Origin of the sequence: Pseudomonas sp. PS02303 (genome assembly GCF_029959925.1) — a bacterium.
Taxonomy (GTDB): Bacteria; Pseudomonadota; Gammaproteobacteria; order Pseudomonadales; family Pseudomonadaceae; genus Aquipseudomonas; species Aquipseudomonas mandelii.
The window spans coordinates 1-16,273 of sequence record NZ_JASCOM010000133.1 but is presented as its reverse complement, the minus strand read 5'-3'; the positions used below and the strand labels follow the sequence as shown (position 1 = coordinate 16,273).

Below are 16,273 nucleotides of genomic sequence, written 5' to 3'. Positions count from 1 at the left end.
GCTCGCTCCTACGGATATGCAGTGTCCCTGTAGGAGCGAGCGGTGCGGCGATCCGACTTGCCCGAGAATGGCCGCGCCGCGGTCAATCCTGATGCACAAAATCACAAGAATAAAAAAGATCCGAGGTGTTGCATGTCCGAGCTATCCGAAGCACGCATCCCCGACGCACCCGCAATTCAGCGTTTGCCCCTTTTGCAACTGATCCTGGTCGGCCTGCAACACGTTCTGCTGATGTACGGCGGCGCCATCGCGGTGCCGCTGATCATCGGGCAGGCCGCCGGCCTGAGTCGTGAAGAAATCGCCTTCCTGATCAACGCCGACCTGCTGGTGGCCGGGATCGCGACCATCGTGCAATCGCTGGGCATCGGCCCGATGGGCATCCGTATGCCGGTGATGATGGGCGCCAGTTTCGCCGCCGTCGGCAGCATGGTCGCCATGGCCGGCATGCCCGGGATCGGCCTGCAAGGAATCTTCGGTGCAACCATCGCCGCCGGTTTCTTCGGCATGATCATCGCGCCGTTCATGTCCAAAGTCGTGCGCTTCTTCCCGCCGCTGGTGACCGGCACGGTCATCACCTCGATCGGTTTGTCGCTGTTCCCCGTGGCCGTCAATTGGGCGGGCGGCGGTGCCGGCGCCACTCAATTCGGCTCACCGATTTACCTGGCCATTGCCGCGCTGGTGCTGGCCACCATTCTGCTGGTCCACCGCTTCATGCGCGGCTTCTGGGTCAACATTTCCGTGTTGATCGGCATGTGCCTGGGCTACGTAATCTGCGGGCTGATCGGCATGGTCGACCTCAGCGGCATGGCGGATGCGCCCTGGGTGCAGATTGTCACCCCGCTGCACTTCGGCATGCCCACGTTTGAACTCGCACCCATCCTGTCCATGTGCCTGGTGGTGGTGATCATCTTCGTCGAGTCCACCGGGATGTTCCTCGCGCTGGGCAAAATCACCGGCCAGGAAGTCTGCCCACGGATGCTGCGCCGCGGCTTGCTGTGTGATGCCGGCGCCTCGTTCTTCGCCGGTTTCTTCAACACCTTCACCCACTCTTCGTTCGCGCAAAACATCGGCCTGGTGCAGATGACCGGCGTGCGTTGCCGCTCGGTGACCATCGTTGCCGGCGGTTTGCTGGTGGTGCTGAGCCTGTTGCCGAAAGCGGCGTTTCTGGTGGCCTCGATTCCACCGGCGGTACTGGGCGGCGCAGCGATTGCGATGTTCGGCATGGTGGCCGCCACCGGGATCAAGATTCTTCAGGAAGCCGACATCGGTGACCGTCGCAACCAGTTGCTGGTGGCGGTGAGCATCGGCATGGGACTGATTCCCGTGGTGCGTCCGGAGTTCTTCGCGCACTTGCCGTTGTGGATGAGTCCGATCACCCACAGCGGCATTGCGATGGCGACGTTGAGTGCGCTGTCGCTGAACCTGCTGTTCAACATTCTTGGCGGCAAAGAACGCGCCGCGATCAACGACTGTCACGCCCACTCGCATTAAGTCAGCAACGCACGAACCCTTTAGGAGCCGGTTTGCTGGCGAAGGCGGCGTGTCAGACGACATCAAAATTGGATGTTCTGACCTCATCGCCAGCAAGCCAACTCCTACAGGGTCGGGGACTGCCTGCGCCTTGCAAAAATAAAAAAAAGAGGGAGCAACAGATGATTCGGACACAGAAAAACCTGCTGTTGGGCGGTGGCCTTCTGGCCGCAAGCCAGGCCATGGCTGGCGATTTACTGCTGTGGCAGACCAACAGTCTGAGCTATTTGTACGGCAAGGATTTTGCGGTCAACCCGTCGATCCAGCAGACGATAACCTTTGAGCATGCCGACCGCTGGAAGTACGGCGACAACTTTCTGTTCGTCGACAGCACTTACTACAACGGCGAGAAAGACCGGAACAAAGGCGTTCACGCCTATTACGGCGAGTTCAGCCCGCGCCTCTCCTTCGGCAAAATCCTCGACCGCCGTTTCGAGTTCGGCCCGATCAAGGACGTGTTGCTGGCCATGACCTACGAGAATGGCGAAGACGACACCGAGGCCTACCTGATCGGCCCCGGTTTCGACCTCGCGGTTCCCGGCTTCAACTTTTTCACCTTGAACTTCTACTATCGCCAGACCGAAGGCTCGCGCCCTGGCGACGATGTCTGGCAGATCACGCCGGCCTGGTCTTACACCCTGCCATTGGGCAACTCGAACCTGTTGATCGACGGCTACATCGACTGGGTGGTGGATAACGACCAGAACTCACAGGGCACCTACCACGCCAACTTGCACGTCAACCCGCAGATCAAGTACGACCTGGGCAAGGCCCTGGGCTGGCGGGAGAAACAGGTGTACGTCGGCGTCGAGTACAGCTATTGGAAAGACAAGTACGGCATCGAAAACAACGGCAACTTCGACACCAATGAAAACACCACCAGCCTGCTGGTGAAGGTGCACTTTTAAGATGGCCCGCAACCGTGCTCCAAACCTGTCGTCGGTGCGCTGTTGCGGGGCACTTGAGACCTGGCCAAGGAGTCAGTATTCTCCGCGGCCGCCTGAATCCGCTTTAAAAAAAAGCCCGGATTTAATTCCTGACCAGAAAGCCAACTTATCCCGGCTCTGCACGGTTCCAAGGCATTCCAAAACCCCTCTCAATCGACTGCTCTTGAGCAGCCGAGCGGGAGTTTTTTGGCTTTTCGAACGCCTTGGCTCAGCTCTTGCTATCAGCACTGAAGCTGACCGACTGGATGATTTTTTACCGCTACAGAAAAAGGCGCCACACCAGAGCGTCGACCTTAGAAAAATAACGTGGAACCACCTACTTTTTGGGAGCAACCGAATGAAACGTACGTGCACCAGCCTGATGCTCGCGGGATCGTTACTGGCCGGGGGCCAGGCAATGGCCGGCGACTTGCTGCAATGGCAGGACAACAGCCTGACTTATCTGTATGGCAAGGACTTCCAGGTCAACCCGCGCATTCAGCAGACGGTGACCTTCGAACACGCCGACGGCTGGAAATATGGCGACAACTTCTTCTTCATCGACAAGATCTTCTACAACGGCAAGGAAGACGCATTCGCCGGTGAGAACACCTACTACGGCGAATTCAGCCCGCGTCTGTCGTTCAACAAGATCTTCGACCAGAAGCTCACGTTTGGCCCGGTCAAAGACGTGCTGCTGGCCATGACTTACGAGTTCGGGGAAAACGATACCGAGTCCTACCTGATCGGTCCCGGTTTCGACCTGGCGATCCCTGGGTTCGACTACTTCCAGCTGAACTTCTACAACCGCCATACCGAAGGCGACCGTCCGGGTGACAACATCTGGCAGGTCACCCCGGTCTGGTCCTACACCATTCCGGTCGGCGACTCGAACATCCTGATCGATGGTTTCATGGACTGGGTGGTCGACAATGACGTCAACAAAAAAGGCGAATATCACGCCAACCTGCACTTCAATCCGCAGGTCAAATACGACCTGGGCAAGGCACTGAACCTGGGCGAAAAGCAGTTGTACGTCGGCGTCGAGTATGACTACTGGAAAAACAAGTACGGCATCGAAGACAGCCAGGGTTTCAAGACTGATCAGAGCGTGACCAGTTTCCTGGTCAAGGTTCACTTCTGATCCGGCGGCGTCTCTAAGGACGCCATCGCTAGCAGGCTAGCTCCCACAGTTGATCTTCGTCGCGCTGAAGATCCCCTGTGGGAGCTAGCCTGCTAGCGATAGCAACACCGCCGATCTCAGGCCGTAACCATAGGCTCCGACAACCCCAGAAACCGGCACAACTCCCCGCGCTTGGCCAACGCATCCCGCCGCCCCAGATCAATCAGCTCGCTGCAATACCCCGCCTCGAACAGCAGATAACTCAACACCCCCGCCCCGCTCGTCTTGGTCGCCCCCGGCCCGCGCAGAAACAGGCGCAACGCCGCTGGCAATTCCTGCCGATGCCGCGCGGCAATTTCATCGATCGGCTGACTCGGCGAAATCACCAACACGTCCACTGGCGCCACGCCCAACGCGCGCATCGGCGTGCCGTCGGGCAGCAAGTGACTGAACTGATTCAGACGCTGCAGCAACTCGATGTCACTTTCCAGACTGTCAATGAACGTGCTGTTGAGCATGTGCCCGCCGATCTGCGCGAGGGTCGGCTGCTGACCGGTGTAGGCGCGTTGCAGCGGTTGCTCCGGGTCGACCCCGCGCGGGTTGCCGCTGACGCCCACCACCAGCACGCGGCTGGCGCCCAGGTGCAGGGCCGGGCTGATCGGTGCCGATTGGCGCACCGCGCCATCGCCGAAATACTCTTCGCCGATTTTTACCGGTGCGAACAACAAGGGAATCGCTGAACTGGCCAGCAAGTGATCGACGGTCAATTGCGTGGGCACGCCGATCCGCCGATGGCGCAACCATGCATCGATGGTGCCGCCCCCCTGATAGAACGTGACGGCCTGCCCGGACTCATAACCGAATGCCGTGACCGCCACCGCCTGCAACTGCTTCTGGGCAATGGCCTCAGCGATGCCGTTCATGTGCAATTTGTCGTTGAGCAACCCGCGCAGCGGCGAACTGTTGAGCAAGGCCACCGGAACCTGAGCGCCGATGCCGAGCAAACTGTGGCTGACGAAGCGGCTGGCCTGATGGATCACGCCCGGCCAGTCGCTGCGCAGCACCAAGTGACTGCGAAAACCCTGCCAGAACGCAGTCAGGCGCTCGATCGCGCCACGAAAGTCCATCGCCCCGCTGGCCAGGCTCACTGCATTGATCGCCCCGGCCGAGGTACCGACAATCACCGGAAACGGATTCGCCGCGCCCACTGGCAGCAACTCCGCAATCGCCGCCAGCACGCCCACCTGATACGCCGCCCGAGCCCCGCCGCCGGAAAGAATCAACCCTGTAACCGGTTCAGCAGGACTCATCGCAACACTCCATGGTGCAAAAAAGGGATCAGCCGCGTTTCTTGTACAGCTTCGGCTCGCCCGGTGGACGGCTCTTGAAGCGCCGATGGGCCCAGAGGTATTGCTCGGGGCACTCACGCAGAGCGCCTTCGACCCATTGATTGATGCGCAGGCAATCGGCCTCTTCGGTCTCGCCAGGGAAACCTTCGAGCGGTGGGTGGATCATCAACCGATAGCCGCTGCCGTCCGCCAGACGCTCCTGGGTGAACGGAACCACCAGCGCCTTGCCCAGCCGGGCGAATTTGCTGGTGGCCGTGACCGTTGCGGCCTGAATCCCGAATAGCGGCACAAAGATGCTCTGCTTGGCGCCGTAGTCCTGATCCGGTGCGTACCAGATCGCCCGACCGGCCCGCAGCAATTTGAGCATGCCGCGCACGTCGTCGCGCTCCACGGCCAGCGAATCGAGATTGTGCCGCTCGCGGCCGCGGCGCTGGATGTAGTCGAACAAAGGATTCTTGTGTTCGCGGTACATGCCGTCGATGGTGTGCTGCTGCCCCAACAGCGCCGCGCCGATTTCCAACGTGGTGAAATGCACCGCCATCAGGATCACGCCCTTGCCTTCGCGCTGGGCCTTTTTCAGGTGCTCCAGGCCTTCGACATGGGCCAGCTTCGCCAGACGCTGACGCGACCACCACCAGCTCATGGCCATTTCAAAGAAGGCGATGCCGGTGGAGGCGAAGTTTTCCTTGAGCAGGCGCTTGCGCTCGTCGGCGGACTTTTCAGGGAAACACAGTTCCAGATTGCGTTTGGCAATGCGCCGTCGGTCGCCGGCCAGCCGATACATCAAGGCGCCCAACAAGCGACCGATGAACAGCAGCGCCGGATATGGCAACTGAACAATCAGCCACAACAGCCCCAAGCCACACCACAGTGGCCAGAAACGCGGCATAAGAAATGTTTTTCGAAAACGCGGGCGATCCATTAAAGGTTCCGGAAAGACAATGGCCGCGCATTCTACATCGTTCGACCCGGCTTGCGGCTTGCGGGCGTTCTCGTTATAAGTCTCGGCACTTTTAGTGACAAGCCGTTGTATGCCGACCATGAGCCAAACCGAACCGCAAGACCAGGATCCCGTGTTCCAGTTGAAGGGCAGCATGCTCGCCATTACGGTGCTGGAACTGGCCCGCAACGACCTCGAGAACCTTGATCGGCAACTGGCCGCCAAGGTCGCCCAGGCGCCTAATTTCTTCAGCAATGCGCCGCTGGTGCTGGCCCTGGACAAACTCCCGGCCAGCGAAGGCGCGGTCGATCTGCCGGGCCTGATGCGCGTGTGCCGCCAGCATGGCCTGCGCACCCTGGCGATCCGGGCCAGCCGCATCGAAGACATCGCCGCCGCCATCGCGGTGGATTTGCCGGTGCTGCCGCCGTCCGGCGCCCGAGAGCGTCCCCTCGACCCGCTCGAAGGCCAGGTGAAGAAAAAGCCGGAAAAACTGCCCGAGCCGACCATCAAACCGACGAAAATCATCACGTCGCCAGTACGCGGTGGCCAGCAGATTTATGCCCAGGGCTGCGACCTGGTGGTGATCTCCTCGGTCAGCCCGGGTGCGGAACTTCTCGCCGATGGGAACATCCATGTATACGGTCCGATGCGCGGTCGCGTGCTGGCCGGGGTCAAAGGCGACACGAAAGCCAGGATTTTCTGTCAGCAGATGAGCGCTGAACTGGTCTCCATCGCCGGCCACTACAAGGTTTCCGAGGATTTGCGCCGTGACCCTTTGTGGGGCGCGGGCGTGCAAGTCAGCCTGTCAGGCGACGTGTTGAACATCATTCGGCTTTAACGGATACTGCCGCATTTTCCAAGCATCTCTAAAACGTAGCGAAAACGGCTCAAACGAAGTAGGAAAAAGGCCAAAAGCAGTGTTTAACGCTGTTCTGGACCGGATTCCAGCCAAGGCTGTCCGACTGCAGTAGTTTTTCAAGAGATGTTTTTCAGGGGCTAAAAGTCCTTTTTCCTTAGGGGTGAAACACCTTGGCCAAGATTCTAGTGGTTACATCCGGCAAGGGTGGTGTGGGTAAGACCACCACCAGCGCCGCTATCGGTACCGGCCTCGCACTGCGCGGCCACAAAACAGTGATCGTCGACTTCGACGTCGGTTTGCGTAACCTCGACCTGATCATGGGTTGCGAGCGCCGCGTGGTGTATGACTTCGTCAACGTTGTGAACGGCGAAGCCAACCTGCAACAAGCCCTGATCAAAGACAAACGCCTGGAAAACCTCTACGTCCTGGCCGCCAGTCAGACCCGCGACAAAGACGCGCTGACCGTGGAAGGCGTAGAAAAAGTCCTGATGGCGTTGAAAGAAGACTTCGAATACGTGGTCTGCGACTCCCCGGCCGGCATCGAGAAAGGCGCCCACCTGGCCATGTACTTCGCTGATGAAGCGATTATCGTGACCAACCCGGAAGTGTCCTCGGTACGTGACTCGGATCGCATGCTGGGCCTGTTGGCCAGCAAATCCCGTCGCGCCGAAAACGGCGAAGACCCGATCAAGGAACACTTGCTGCTGACCCGCTACAACCCGCAGCGCGTCAGTGACGGCGAAATGCTGGGTGTTGAAGACGTCAAGGAAATCCTTGCGGTTGCCCTGCTGGGTGTCATCCCGGAATCCCAAGCGGTACTCAAGGCTTCCAACTCGGGCGTGCCGGTGATTCTCGACGACCAGAGCGACGCCGGTCAGGCGTACAGCGATGCAGTCGATCGTCTGCTGGGCAAGGAAAAGCCGCATCGATTTATCGATATCACGAAGAAGGGCTTCTTCGAGCGCCTGTTTGGAGGTAGATAATGAATCTTTTTGACTTCTTTCGTGCCAGCAAAAAGGTCAGCACCGCGTCGGTAGCGAAAGAGCGTCTACAGATCATCGTGGCGCATGAACGCGGCCAACGCAGTACGCCGGACTACTTGCCAGCCTTGCAGAAAGAACTGGTGGAAGTGATCCGCAAGTACGTCAATATCGGGTCCGACGACGTGCATGTCGCGCTGGAAAACCAGGGCAGCTGCTCGATCCTGGAACTCAATATCACCCTGCCGGATCGCTAGTCGGTCCAGCGGGAGCCACGGCGGCTCAGGCCCTTACGCTTTTGTAGGAGCGAAACTTGCTCGCGAAGCAGGCAACTCGGTGTATCTGATAGACCGAGATGATGTGTTCGCGAGCAAGCTTCGCTCCTACGGATGCGGGGGCCTGAGTCGCCGTTGGCGTTTGTTACGAGGCTGTTTTAATGCCGTTGTCCAACATCCGCATCATCCATCAGGACGCCGCCGTACTGGTGGTGGATAAACCGACCCTGCTGCTCTCTGTCCCTGGCCGGGCCGATGACAACAAGGACTGCCTGATCACCCGCCTGCAAGAAAACGGCTACCCGGAAGCGCGAATCGTCCATCGCCTGGACTGGGAAACGTCCGGCATCATCCTGTTGGCCCGTGACCCGGACACTCATCGCGAGTTGTCTCGGCAATTTCACGACCGCGAAACCGAAAAAGCCTACACCGCCCTGTGCTGGGGACAACCGGAACTGGACAGCGGCAGCATCGACCTGCCCTTGCGCTACGATCCGCCGACCAAGCCACGCCATGTGGTGGACCACGAGTTCGGCAAACACGCCCTGACCTTCTGGCGAGTGCTGGAACGTTGTGGCGACTGGTGCCGCGTCGAACTGACGCCGATCACCGGCCGTTCCCACCAGCTACGCGTACACATGCTTTCCATCGGCCACCCGCTGCTGGGTGACGGGCTCTACGCCCACGAACAGGCCCTGGCCGCCTGGCCGCGCCTGTGCCTGCACGCCAGCATGCTCAGCTTCACCCATCCTCAGACCGGCGAACGCTTGCGTTTCGAATGCCCGGCACCGTTTTAAGCACTGCCTGACACGCAGTCGCCCGTTTTGAAAGGATCCCCATCCGGATGCGTTTTACCGATTCCCTGGCAACACCCGTCAAGAAAACCCGACACCAACTGCTCTACCTGATCTACGGCAACCAGGACGTTTACCGGCGCGAAGCCAAGTTCAGTATCTTGACCGCGCTGTCCCACGCGAAGAACGGCAAGCTCCCGAGCATCCGAATCCTCACGGATCGTCCTCAGGACTACGCCGGCTGGCCGGTCGAAACGGTCATGCTGACCCAGGAAACCCTGACCCTGTGGCAAGGCGAAAACGGCTATCACCATCGTCGCAAGGCCTGCGCGATTGCCGCCGGCCTGCAGCTTGCTGAAAAAACCCTGTTCGTCGACACCGACACGCTGTTCACCAGCGACCCGAACCTGCTCTTCAACCAGATTCAGCCGCAGCACTACTTGATGGATCGCTTCGAGTACGACTGGCAGGACGTGTGTGAACGCCCCGACTATGTGAAGCTCGGCGGTTGCCTGCAGGCTCACGGCGTCAGCGCGGACAATGGTTTCAAGCTGTACAACAGCGGATTGTGCGGCGTGACCGACGGAGATGGCGCCTTGTTCGAAGAGTCGATCACGCTCATCGACGAATGGACCCGGGACGGCTTCGACATCCACACCATCGAGCAGATCGCCCTGTCGTTCGCGATGCGTGACAAACCGGTTCATGAAGCGAAAAAATACATCTATCACTACTTCGCGGAAAAACGCTTTTTCCATGCGATGCAGGCGTATTTCTTTTCTCAACATGGCGAGCGGTTCAGCCAGCAGTTGGTCGATCTGTGCCAGGACGTGCCGCGGGTCAAACCCTTCCCATCGGCCTGGCAGCGCCTGAAAATCAAATGGAAGCTGCGTAACCAGAGTGGCGCCCTGCGCAAAGTCGGCCGCGATCTGCTTTACGGCAGCGCGGCACCCGATCATCCGTACTACACGGCCTGCCGCCACGAATGGTGGGAATGTGCCTCGCGGGAGATCCTTCGCTGGGACAAGGCTCAACAGAAAAAGCTGCTGGAGACTCATCAGAACGCCTGGCCCCCGCAATTGCCCAAGCCAGAAAAGCCAGAAGATGAGCGGATTATCATGAAGTACCTGAAAAAGCGGGTAGAGGCTGCCAGCTGACGTGACCGGTTCACGTCATGCCCAAAGGCCTCGGCCAATACGTTAAACTCCCGCCCACTGCTGTCTGGAGCTTCTTATGCGCGAAGAGTTGAACCAAGGCCTGATCGACTTCCTCAAGGCCTCCCCTACCCCGTTCCATGCCACTGCCAGCCTCGTTCAGCGTCTGGAAGCGGCGGGTTTTGTGCGCCTTGACGAGCGCGAGCCCTGGATCACTGAAGCCAACGGTCGTTACTACGTCACCCGCAATGACTCGTCGATCGTCGCGATCAAGATGGGACGGCATTCGCCGCTGCATGGCGGCATTCGCCTGGTCGGCGCCCACACCGACAGCCCGTGCCTGCGGGTCAAACCCCAGCCGGAATTGCAGCGCCAGGGTTTCTGGCAACTGGGCGTCGAAGTCTACGGCGGTGCGCTGCTGGCGCCATGGTTTGACCGCGACTTGTCCCTGGCCGGCCGCGTGACGTTCCGCCGCGACGGCAAGGTCGAGAGCCAACTGATCGACTTCAAGGCGCCGATCGCCACCATCCCGAACCTGGCGATCCACCTCAATCGTGAAGCCAATATGGGTTGGGCCATCAACGCCCAGACCGAACTGCCCCCGATCCTCGCGCAATTTGCCGGTGACGAGCGCGTGGACTTCCGCGCAGTACTCACCAATCAGCTGGCGCTGGAACATGGCCTGAATGCCGACGTGGTGCTCGACTACGAGCTGAGCTTCTACGACACTCAGAGCGCCGCCATTATCGGTTTGCATGGCGACTTCATCGCGGGCGCGCGCCTGGACAACTTGCTGTCGTGCTATGCCGGCCTGCAAGCCTTGCTGACCGCGGAAACCGACGAAACCTGCGTGCTGGTGTGCAACGACCACGAAGAAGTCGGTTCCTGCTCGGCGTGCGGGGCCGATGGTCCGATGCTCGAGCAAACCTTGCGTCGCCTGCTGCCTGAAGGTGACGAATTCGTGCGCACCATTCAGAAATCCTTGCTGGTCTCGGCCGACAATGCCCACGGCGTGCACCCCAACTATGCGGAAAAGCACGACGCCAACCACGGCCCGAAACTCAACGCCGGCCCGGTGATCAAGGTCAACAGCAACCAGCGCTACGCCACCAACAGCGAAACCGCCGGGTTCTTCCGCCATCTGTGCATGGCCGAAGAGGTGCCGGTGCAAAGCTTCGTGGTGCGCAGCGACATGGGCTGCGGCTCGACTATCGGCCCGATCACCGCCAGCCACCTGGGCGTGCGCACCGTGGACATCGGCCTGCCGACGTTCGCCATGCACTCGATCCGTGAACTGTGCGGCAGCCACGACCTGGCCCACCTGGTCAAAGTGCTGAGCGCGTTCTACGCCTGTCAGGAATTGCCGTAATTTCGCGCCAATGAATGGCCGGAATGCTATCTGTGGCGAGGGAGCTTGCTCCCGCTCGACTGCGCAGCAGTCTCAACCCCCGGTGAATGCGTGCTGTCTGATAGATCGCGATAGCTGGGTTTGGGGTTGCTTCGCAACCCAGCGGGAGCAAGCTCCCTCGCCACAATGATCGCGCCGCATTCATGATTGATCTCTGACCACCGGTCGCCCAAAAGCCACCTAGACTTAAGCTATCCCCTTCGACAAGGCAGTCACCCATGATCTCGATGTCTTCATTCCATGCCATGCTGATCCCCATTCTCGCCGGGATGATCTTGCTGGCAATCGGCTTCAACTTCCGCGACAAAAACGCCGGCGTGTTCGCCATGTGGATCGGCATGCTGACGATCCTTGCCACCGTGGTGTTCAAGATCCTCGCCAAACTCAACGAATAAATCCTGCCCCTGGCTCGCATTGATTTTGACGGGCTCGTACACTCGGCCGATCCGTCCCCCCCGAGGTTGACCGCCTAGTGTTCGCTCGTCTTTTCGCCCTGCCGTGTTTCTTCCTTGTCTGCCTGATGACGCTGCTGCCGATGGCGCCTGCCCAGGCGGTCGGTTTGCCGGGCTTGCTCAACAGTTCGGCAAAGGCCCAGCCAGAAGCGCAAGAACCGCTGGGCCAATCACTGGACGAAGTCATCAAGTCGCTGGAGAACGATCAGCAGCGGAGCAAACTGCTGGCGGACCTGAAAAAGCTGCGCGATGTCACCAAAAAGGCTCAGCCGGCCGCCGAAGAAGGCGTACTCGGCCTGATCGGCGGCACACTGGCCACCTTCGAAAAACAGTTTTCCGGTGCCGACAGCCCGCTCACGCGCTGGTCCGAAGAATTTGACCTGGCCAAAGACGAACTGACCGCGCTGATGCTGCCGGCCAACGAGTGGCTGCCGATCATCTTTGCCTTCGCCATGATTCTGATGGCCTGGAGCCTGCTGGCCGCTGCGCTGATCTGGGTCAGTCACCGGGTGCGCATGCGCTTCGGCCTCACCGAAGAACTGCCGCAACACCCCAAGGCCCTGGACATGTTGCGCTTCGCCCTGCGCAAACTCGGGCCGTGGCTGATTGCCTTGGTCATCACGGTCTACATGAGCTATGCCCTGCCCTCATCCTTGGGCAAAAGCCTGGCCATGGTGCTGGCCTACGCGCTGGTGGTCGGCACCTGTTTTTCGGCGATCTGCGTGATCGCGTTTTCCTTGCTCGACGGCCCGCATCGTCATCGGGCCTTGTACATCCTGCGCCATCAAGCCTTTCGACCGTTGTGGCTGATCGGCAGTTTCGCCGCATTCGGTGAAGCACTGAGCGATCCGCGCCTGGTCGCCAGCCTGGGCAGTCACCTGGCCCACTCCGCAGCCACCGTCGCCAACGTCCTGGCGGCGCTGTCCACCGGGCTGTTCATCCTGCGTTTCCGCCGCCCCATCGCCCACCTGATCCGCAACCAGCCGTTGTCCCGACGTCTGACGCGCCGCGCGCTCAGCGACACCATCGAGATTCTCGGCACCTTCTGGTACGTGCCCGCGCTGGTGCTGGTGGGCATCTCGCTGTTCGCCACCTTCGTCTCGGCGGGCGACACCAGCACCGCACTGCGCCAGGCGCTGATCTGCACCGTGCTGCTGGTGTTGTGCATGGTCATCAACGGCCTGGTTCGTCGTCATTCGCTTAAACCGCAAAAGGGTGTGAAGCGTCATGCGCTGTATTCAGAGCGCCTGAAAAGTTTCTTCTACACCCTCGCCCATCTCGTGGTCTGGCTGGTCTTCATCGAACTGGGCCTGCGGGTCTGGGGCATGTCGCTGATTGCCTTCACCGAAGGCGAAGGCCATGAAGTCAGCGTCAAATTGTTCAGCCTCGCCGGTACGCTGATTTTTGCCTGGCTGATCTGGATCCTCAGCGACACCGCGGTGCACCACGCCCTCACCCGCTCGCGCAAAGGCCTTGCCAACGCCCGCGCGCAGACAATGATGCCGCTGATCCGCAACGTGCTGTTCGTGGCGATTTTCATCATTGCGCTGATCGTCGCGCTGGCGAACATGGGCATGAACGTCACGCCACTGCTGGCCGGTGCCGGCGTCATCGGTCTGGCCATCGGTTTCGGTGCGCAATCGCTGGTCGCGGATTTGATCACCGGCCTGTTCATCATCATCGAAGATTCCCTGGCTATCGATGACTACGTGGATGTCGGCGGCCACCTCGGCACTGTCGAAGGCCTGACCATCCGCACCGTTCGCCTGCGGGACATCGACGGCATCGTCCATACCATTCCGTTCAGCGAAATCAAAAGCATCAAGAACTACTCCCGGGAATTCGGCTACGCGATCTTCCGGGTGGCGGTGCCCGCCAGCATGGACATCGACGAGGCGATCAAACTGATGCGCGAAGTCGGCCAGAAAATGCGCACCGACCCGCTGCAACGGCGCAATATCTGGTCGCCACTGGAGATTCAGGGTGTCGAAAGTTTCGAGTCGGGCAACGCGATTCTTCGGGCGCGGTTCAAGACTGCACCGATCAAGCAGTGGGAAGTTTCACGGGCGTTCAATCTGTCGCTGAAGCGGCATCTGGATGAGGCCGGGATGGACCTGGCGATGCCGCGAATGAGTGTGCAGGTGCTGACGGCCGGCGGTGGGCCGCAGAAGGATGTATCTGCTACTTGATTGATAGGGTGGCTGCTCGCGATGGGAGCGACGCGGTCTCCCTGGCTAAACCACATCCACCCCGACATGAATCGCATCATGCCGCCAAAACTCCAGGTCGCAATCGATCAACCGCTCGTGCTGATCGTAGTTGACCCGAGCAATCCGCAACCCCGGACTCCCCACCGACACCCGTAACGCTGCCGCCGCATCCACCGACAACGCCGTCGGCACGATCTCGAAACGCACCCGACCGTAGTGCAAGTCGTAATGCCTGGCGTACAACTCGGTGATCGACTGATTCAGATCGAAATCCAGAATCCCCGGAAAGTACTGCGGATTCAGGTAGTGCTCCACATAGAGCACCAGCCGCTCATCAATGCGCCGCGCCCGGCAGATCTGAATCACACTGGACAGCGCCGGCAACTGCAACCACGCACACACCGCCGCCGACGCCGGTTGCAACCGCGCCGAAATCACCTCGGTGGACGGCACCCGCCCCTGCGCGCTGACCATCGCGTGAAAGTGACTGCGCTGCATCAAGTTGTAAGCCAGACGCGGTGGCGACACGAACCAGCCACGGCGTTCCTCCCGATAAATCTGCCCTTGGGCTTCCAATTGCAACAAGGCTTCACGCACGGTGATACGCGTGGTGCCGAACAACTCACTGAGCTTGCGCTCGGCCGGCAGTTTGCTCCCGGGCGCCAACAGGCCATGGTCGAGCTGTTCTTGCAGAACCTGCCCGATGGCTGTCACCGCTTTGGTTGTCTCGATGCGCATCAACGTTACCTATCTGGACTAGACCAGCACTGTTTCGGGGCAGAACCGTGATTCAAACTGGCTCCATCAACTCCCTGCAAGCCTAGGCACTGCTTGTGACTGGCAGATGACAAAGCCGCCGAACGGTTGCGCCAGACACCTGCAAATTCACGGCCAAGTCCTTTCGTATCAGCCCTTTAGCCATGGTCTACGCTTACTCGCAAGCCTGAGCATCACCGCTCGAAAAATGTAGGCCGACCGATCGTCGACATCAAAATGTCATCAGCGGCGCCTAAATTGGCTCAGGTATTGCTGACCTAGACCAACACAACCGCAATCGCAGCGTTGAATACGCCCAAAGGAGCTTCGGATGAAAAAGCTTTTCCTGGCATCACTGTTAGGCTCGACCATTGCCATGTGCAGCGCCGCCATGGCCGCTGATGATATGAAAACCCTGGAAGCCGCTGCGAAAGCGGAAGGTGCGGTCAATAGCGTCGGCATGCCCGATGACTGGGCCAACTGGAAAGGCACCTGGGCAGACCTGGCCACGAAATACGGCTTGAAACACATCGACACCGACATGAGCTCGGCGCAGGAAATCGCCAAGTTCGCCGCCGAGAAAGACAACGCCAGTGCCGACATCGGCGACGTCGGCGCAGCCTTCGGCCCGATCGCGGTCAAACAAGGCGTGGTGCAACCCTACAAGCCAAGCACCTGGGACCAGATCCCGGACTGGGCCAAGGACAAGGACGGCAACTGGGCACTGGCGTACACCGGCACCATCGCGTTCATCATCAACAAGAAGCTGCTGCACGGTTCCGAAGCTCCGACCAAGTGGGCGGATCTGAAAACCGGTAAATACAAGGTGTCGATCGGTGACGTGAGCACCGCCGCCCAGGCCGCCAACGGTGTACTGGCCGCCGCACTGGCCAACGGTGGCGACGAAAAGAACCTGCAGCCAGCGTTGTTGCTGTTCGCAGATATCGCCAAGCAGGGCCGCCTGTCCATGGCCAACCCGACCATCGCCACGATGGAAAAGGGTGAAATCGAAGTCGGCGTGGTCTGGGATTTCAACGGCCTGAGCTACAAGGCCAAGATGGCGAACCCCGATGACTACGTGGTGCTGATCCCTTCCGACGGTTCGGTGATTTCCGGCTACACCACCATCATCAACAAATACGCGAAGAACCCGAACGCCGCCAAGCTGACCCGCGAATACATCTTCAGCGATGCCGGTCAGATCAACCTGGCGAAAGGTAATGCCCGTCCAATCCGCGCCGAGCACATCAAGCTGCCGGCTGACGTCCAGGCCAAGCTGCTGCCAAACGAGCAGTACAAAAAGGTCACGCCGATCAAAGACGCGGATGCGTGGGAAAAGACTTCCAAGGCTTTGCCGCAGAAGTGGAACGAAGAAGTCCTCGTCGAAATGAAATAACCCTGTAGCCCGACTTCTGTCGGGCTGATGGAGATCCAAATGCAGGAGCGAGCCTGCTCGCGAAAAGCGGACTGACATTCAACATCTGTGTTGACTGACCCGGCGCCTTCGCGAGCAGGCT

Annotated in this window: 15 protein-coding genes; 12 read left to right on the top strand and 3 right to left on the bottom strand. The window is 59.8% G+C overall.

Annotated elements, in window-relative coordinates; all coding sequences use genetic code 11:
- Positions 1–132: 132 nt before the first annotated feature.
- The 3 genes from QMX98_RS23140 to QMX98_RS23130 all read left to right on the top strand — a co-directional run bounded on the left by QMX98_RS23140 (position 133) and on the right by QMX98_RS23130 (position 3,600).
- Positions 133–1,491, top strand: coding sequence for a nucleobase:cation symporter-2 family protein (locus QMX98_RS23140; RefSeq protein WP_010456685.1), 1,359 nt, complete (start codon positions 133–135; stop codon positions 1,489–1,491).
- 161 nt (positions 1,492–1,652) lie between these two features.
- On the top strand, positions 1,653–2,438 hold the full coding sequence (locus QMX98_RS23135; protein WP_282411434.1) for an outer membrane protein OmpK: 786 nt from the start codon (positions 1,653–1,655) through the stop codon (positions 2,436–2,438).
- 376 nt (positions 2,439–2,814) lie between these two features.
- Positions 2,815–3,600: an outer membrane protein OmpK gene (locus QMX98_RS23130; RefSeq protein WP_010456690.1), complete on the top strand. Its 786-nt coding sequence runs from the start codon at positions 2,815–2,817 to the stop codon at positions 3,598–3,600.
- Positions 3,601–3,716: 116 nt separating this feature from the next.
- On the opposite strand, the gene QMX98_RS23125 is transcribed toward QMX98_RS23130, so the two are convergent.
- Positions 3,717–4,889 (bottom strand): patatin-like phospholipase family protein, encoded by a 1,173-nt coding sequence (locus QMX98_RS23125; RefSeq protein WP_282411433.1) that lies wholly within the window; start codon positions 4,887–4,889, stop codon positions 3,717–3,719.
- A gap of 28 nt (positions 4,890–4,917) precedes the next feature.
- Complete coding sequence (locus QMX98_RS23120) at positions 4,918–5,850, bottom strand: lipid A biosynthesis lauroyl acyltransferase (protein ID WP_010456694.1); 933 nt, start codon at positions 5,848–5,850, stop codon at positions 4,918–4,920.
- Between the two features lie 118 nt (positions 5,851–5,968).
- Here QMX98_RS23120 and minC point away from each other — a divergent pair, with 118 nt between their 5' ends.
- The 8 genes from minC (at position 5,969) to QMX98_RS23080 (ending at position 13,979) form a co-directional block, all read left to right on the top strand.
- Complete coding sequence (minC, locus tag QMX98_RS23115; protein ID WP_154912306.1) at positions 5,969–6,706, top strand: septum site-determining protein MinC; 738 nt, start codon at positions 5,969–5,971, stop codon at positions 6,704–6,706.
- A 191-nt stretch (positions 6,707–6,897) separates the two neighbouring features.
- The gene (gene minD, locus QMX98_RS23110; RefSeq protein WP_010456697.1) at positions 6,898–7,710 is read left to right on the top strand and encodes a septum site-determining protein MinD; all 813 of its coding nucleotides are present in this window, start codon (positions 6,898–6,900) and stop codon (positions 7,708–7,710) included.
- Positions 7,710–7,964, top strand: a complete 255-nt coding sequence (minE, locus tag QMX98_RS23105; protein WP_007898843.1) for a cell division topological specificity factor MinE — start codon at positions 7,710–7,712, stop codon at positions 7,962–7,964. The genes minD and minE overlap by 1 nt, the downstream gene beginning before the upstream one ends.
- A gap of 179 nt (positions 7,965–8,143) precedes the next feature.
- Positions 8,144–8,779 carry an RluA family pseudouridine synthase gene (locus QMX98_RS23100; protein ID WP_030131660.1) on the top strand — a complete coding sequence of 212 codons (636 nt, stop codon included), beginning with the start codon at positions 8,144–8,146 and terminating at the stop codon, positions 8,777–8,779.
- A gap of 47 nt (positions 8,780–8,826) precedes the next feature.
- Positions 8,827–9,933, top strand: coding sequence for a hypothetical protein (locus tag QMX98_RS23095; protein ID WP_282411432.1), 1,107 nt, complete (start codon positions 8,827–8,829; stop codon positions 9,931–9,933).
- A gap of 76 nt (positions 9,934–10,009) precedes the next feature.
- Positions 10,010–11,299, top strand: a complete 1,290-nt coding sequence (locus QMX98_RS23090) for a M18 family aminopeptidase (RefSeq protein ID WP_282411431.1) — start codon at positions 10,010–10,012, stop codon at positions 11,297–11,299.
- 257 nt (positions 11,300–11,556) lie between these two features.
- Complete coding sequence (locus tag QMX98_RS23085; RefSeq protein WP_008031437.1) at positions 11,557–11,733, top strand: hypothetical protein; 177 nt, start codon at positions 11,557–11,559, stop codon at positions 11,731–11,733.
- Positions 11,734–11,810: 77 nt separating this feature from the next.
- Positions 11,811–13,979 (top strand): mechanosensitive ion channel family protein, encoded by a 2,169-nt coding sequence (locus QMX98_RS23080; protein ID WP_282411430.1) that lies wholly within the window; start codon positions 11,811–11,813, stop codon positions 13,977–13,979.
- A gap of 45 nt (positions 13,980–14,024) precedes the next feature.
- Here the strand turns inward: QMX98_RS23080 and QMX98_RS23075 are convergent, their stop codons facing one another.
- Entirely contained in the window at positions 14,025–14,738 is a 714-nt protein-coding gene (locus QMX98_RS23075) for a UTRA domain-containing protein (RefSeq protein WP_010456716.1), read from the bottom strand.
- 349 nt (positions 14,739–15,087) lie between these two features.
- On the opposite strand from QMX98_RS23075, the gene QMX98_RS23070 reads away from it, so the two are divergent.
- A complete protein-coding gene (locus tag QMX98_RS23070; RefSeq protein ID WP_077748162.1) occupies positions 15,088–16,152 on the top strand; it encodes an ABC transporter substrate-binding protein in 1,065 nt (354 codons plus the stop codon).
- The last annotated feature ends 121 nt before the right edge of the window (positions 16,153–16,273 follow it).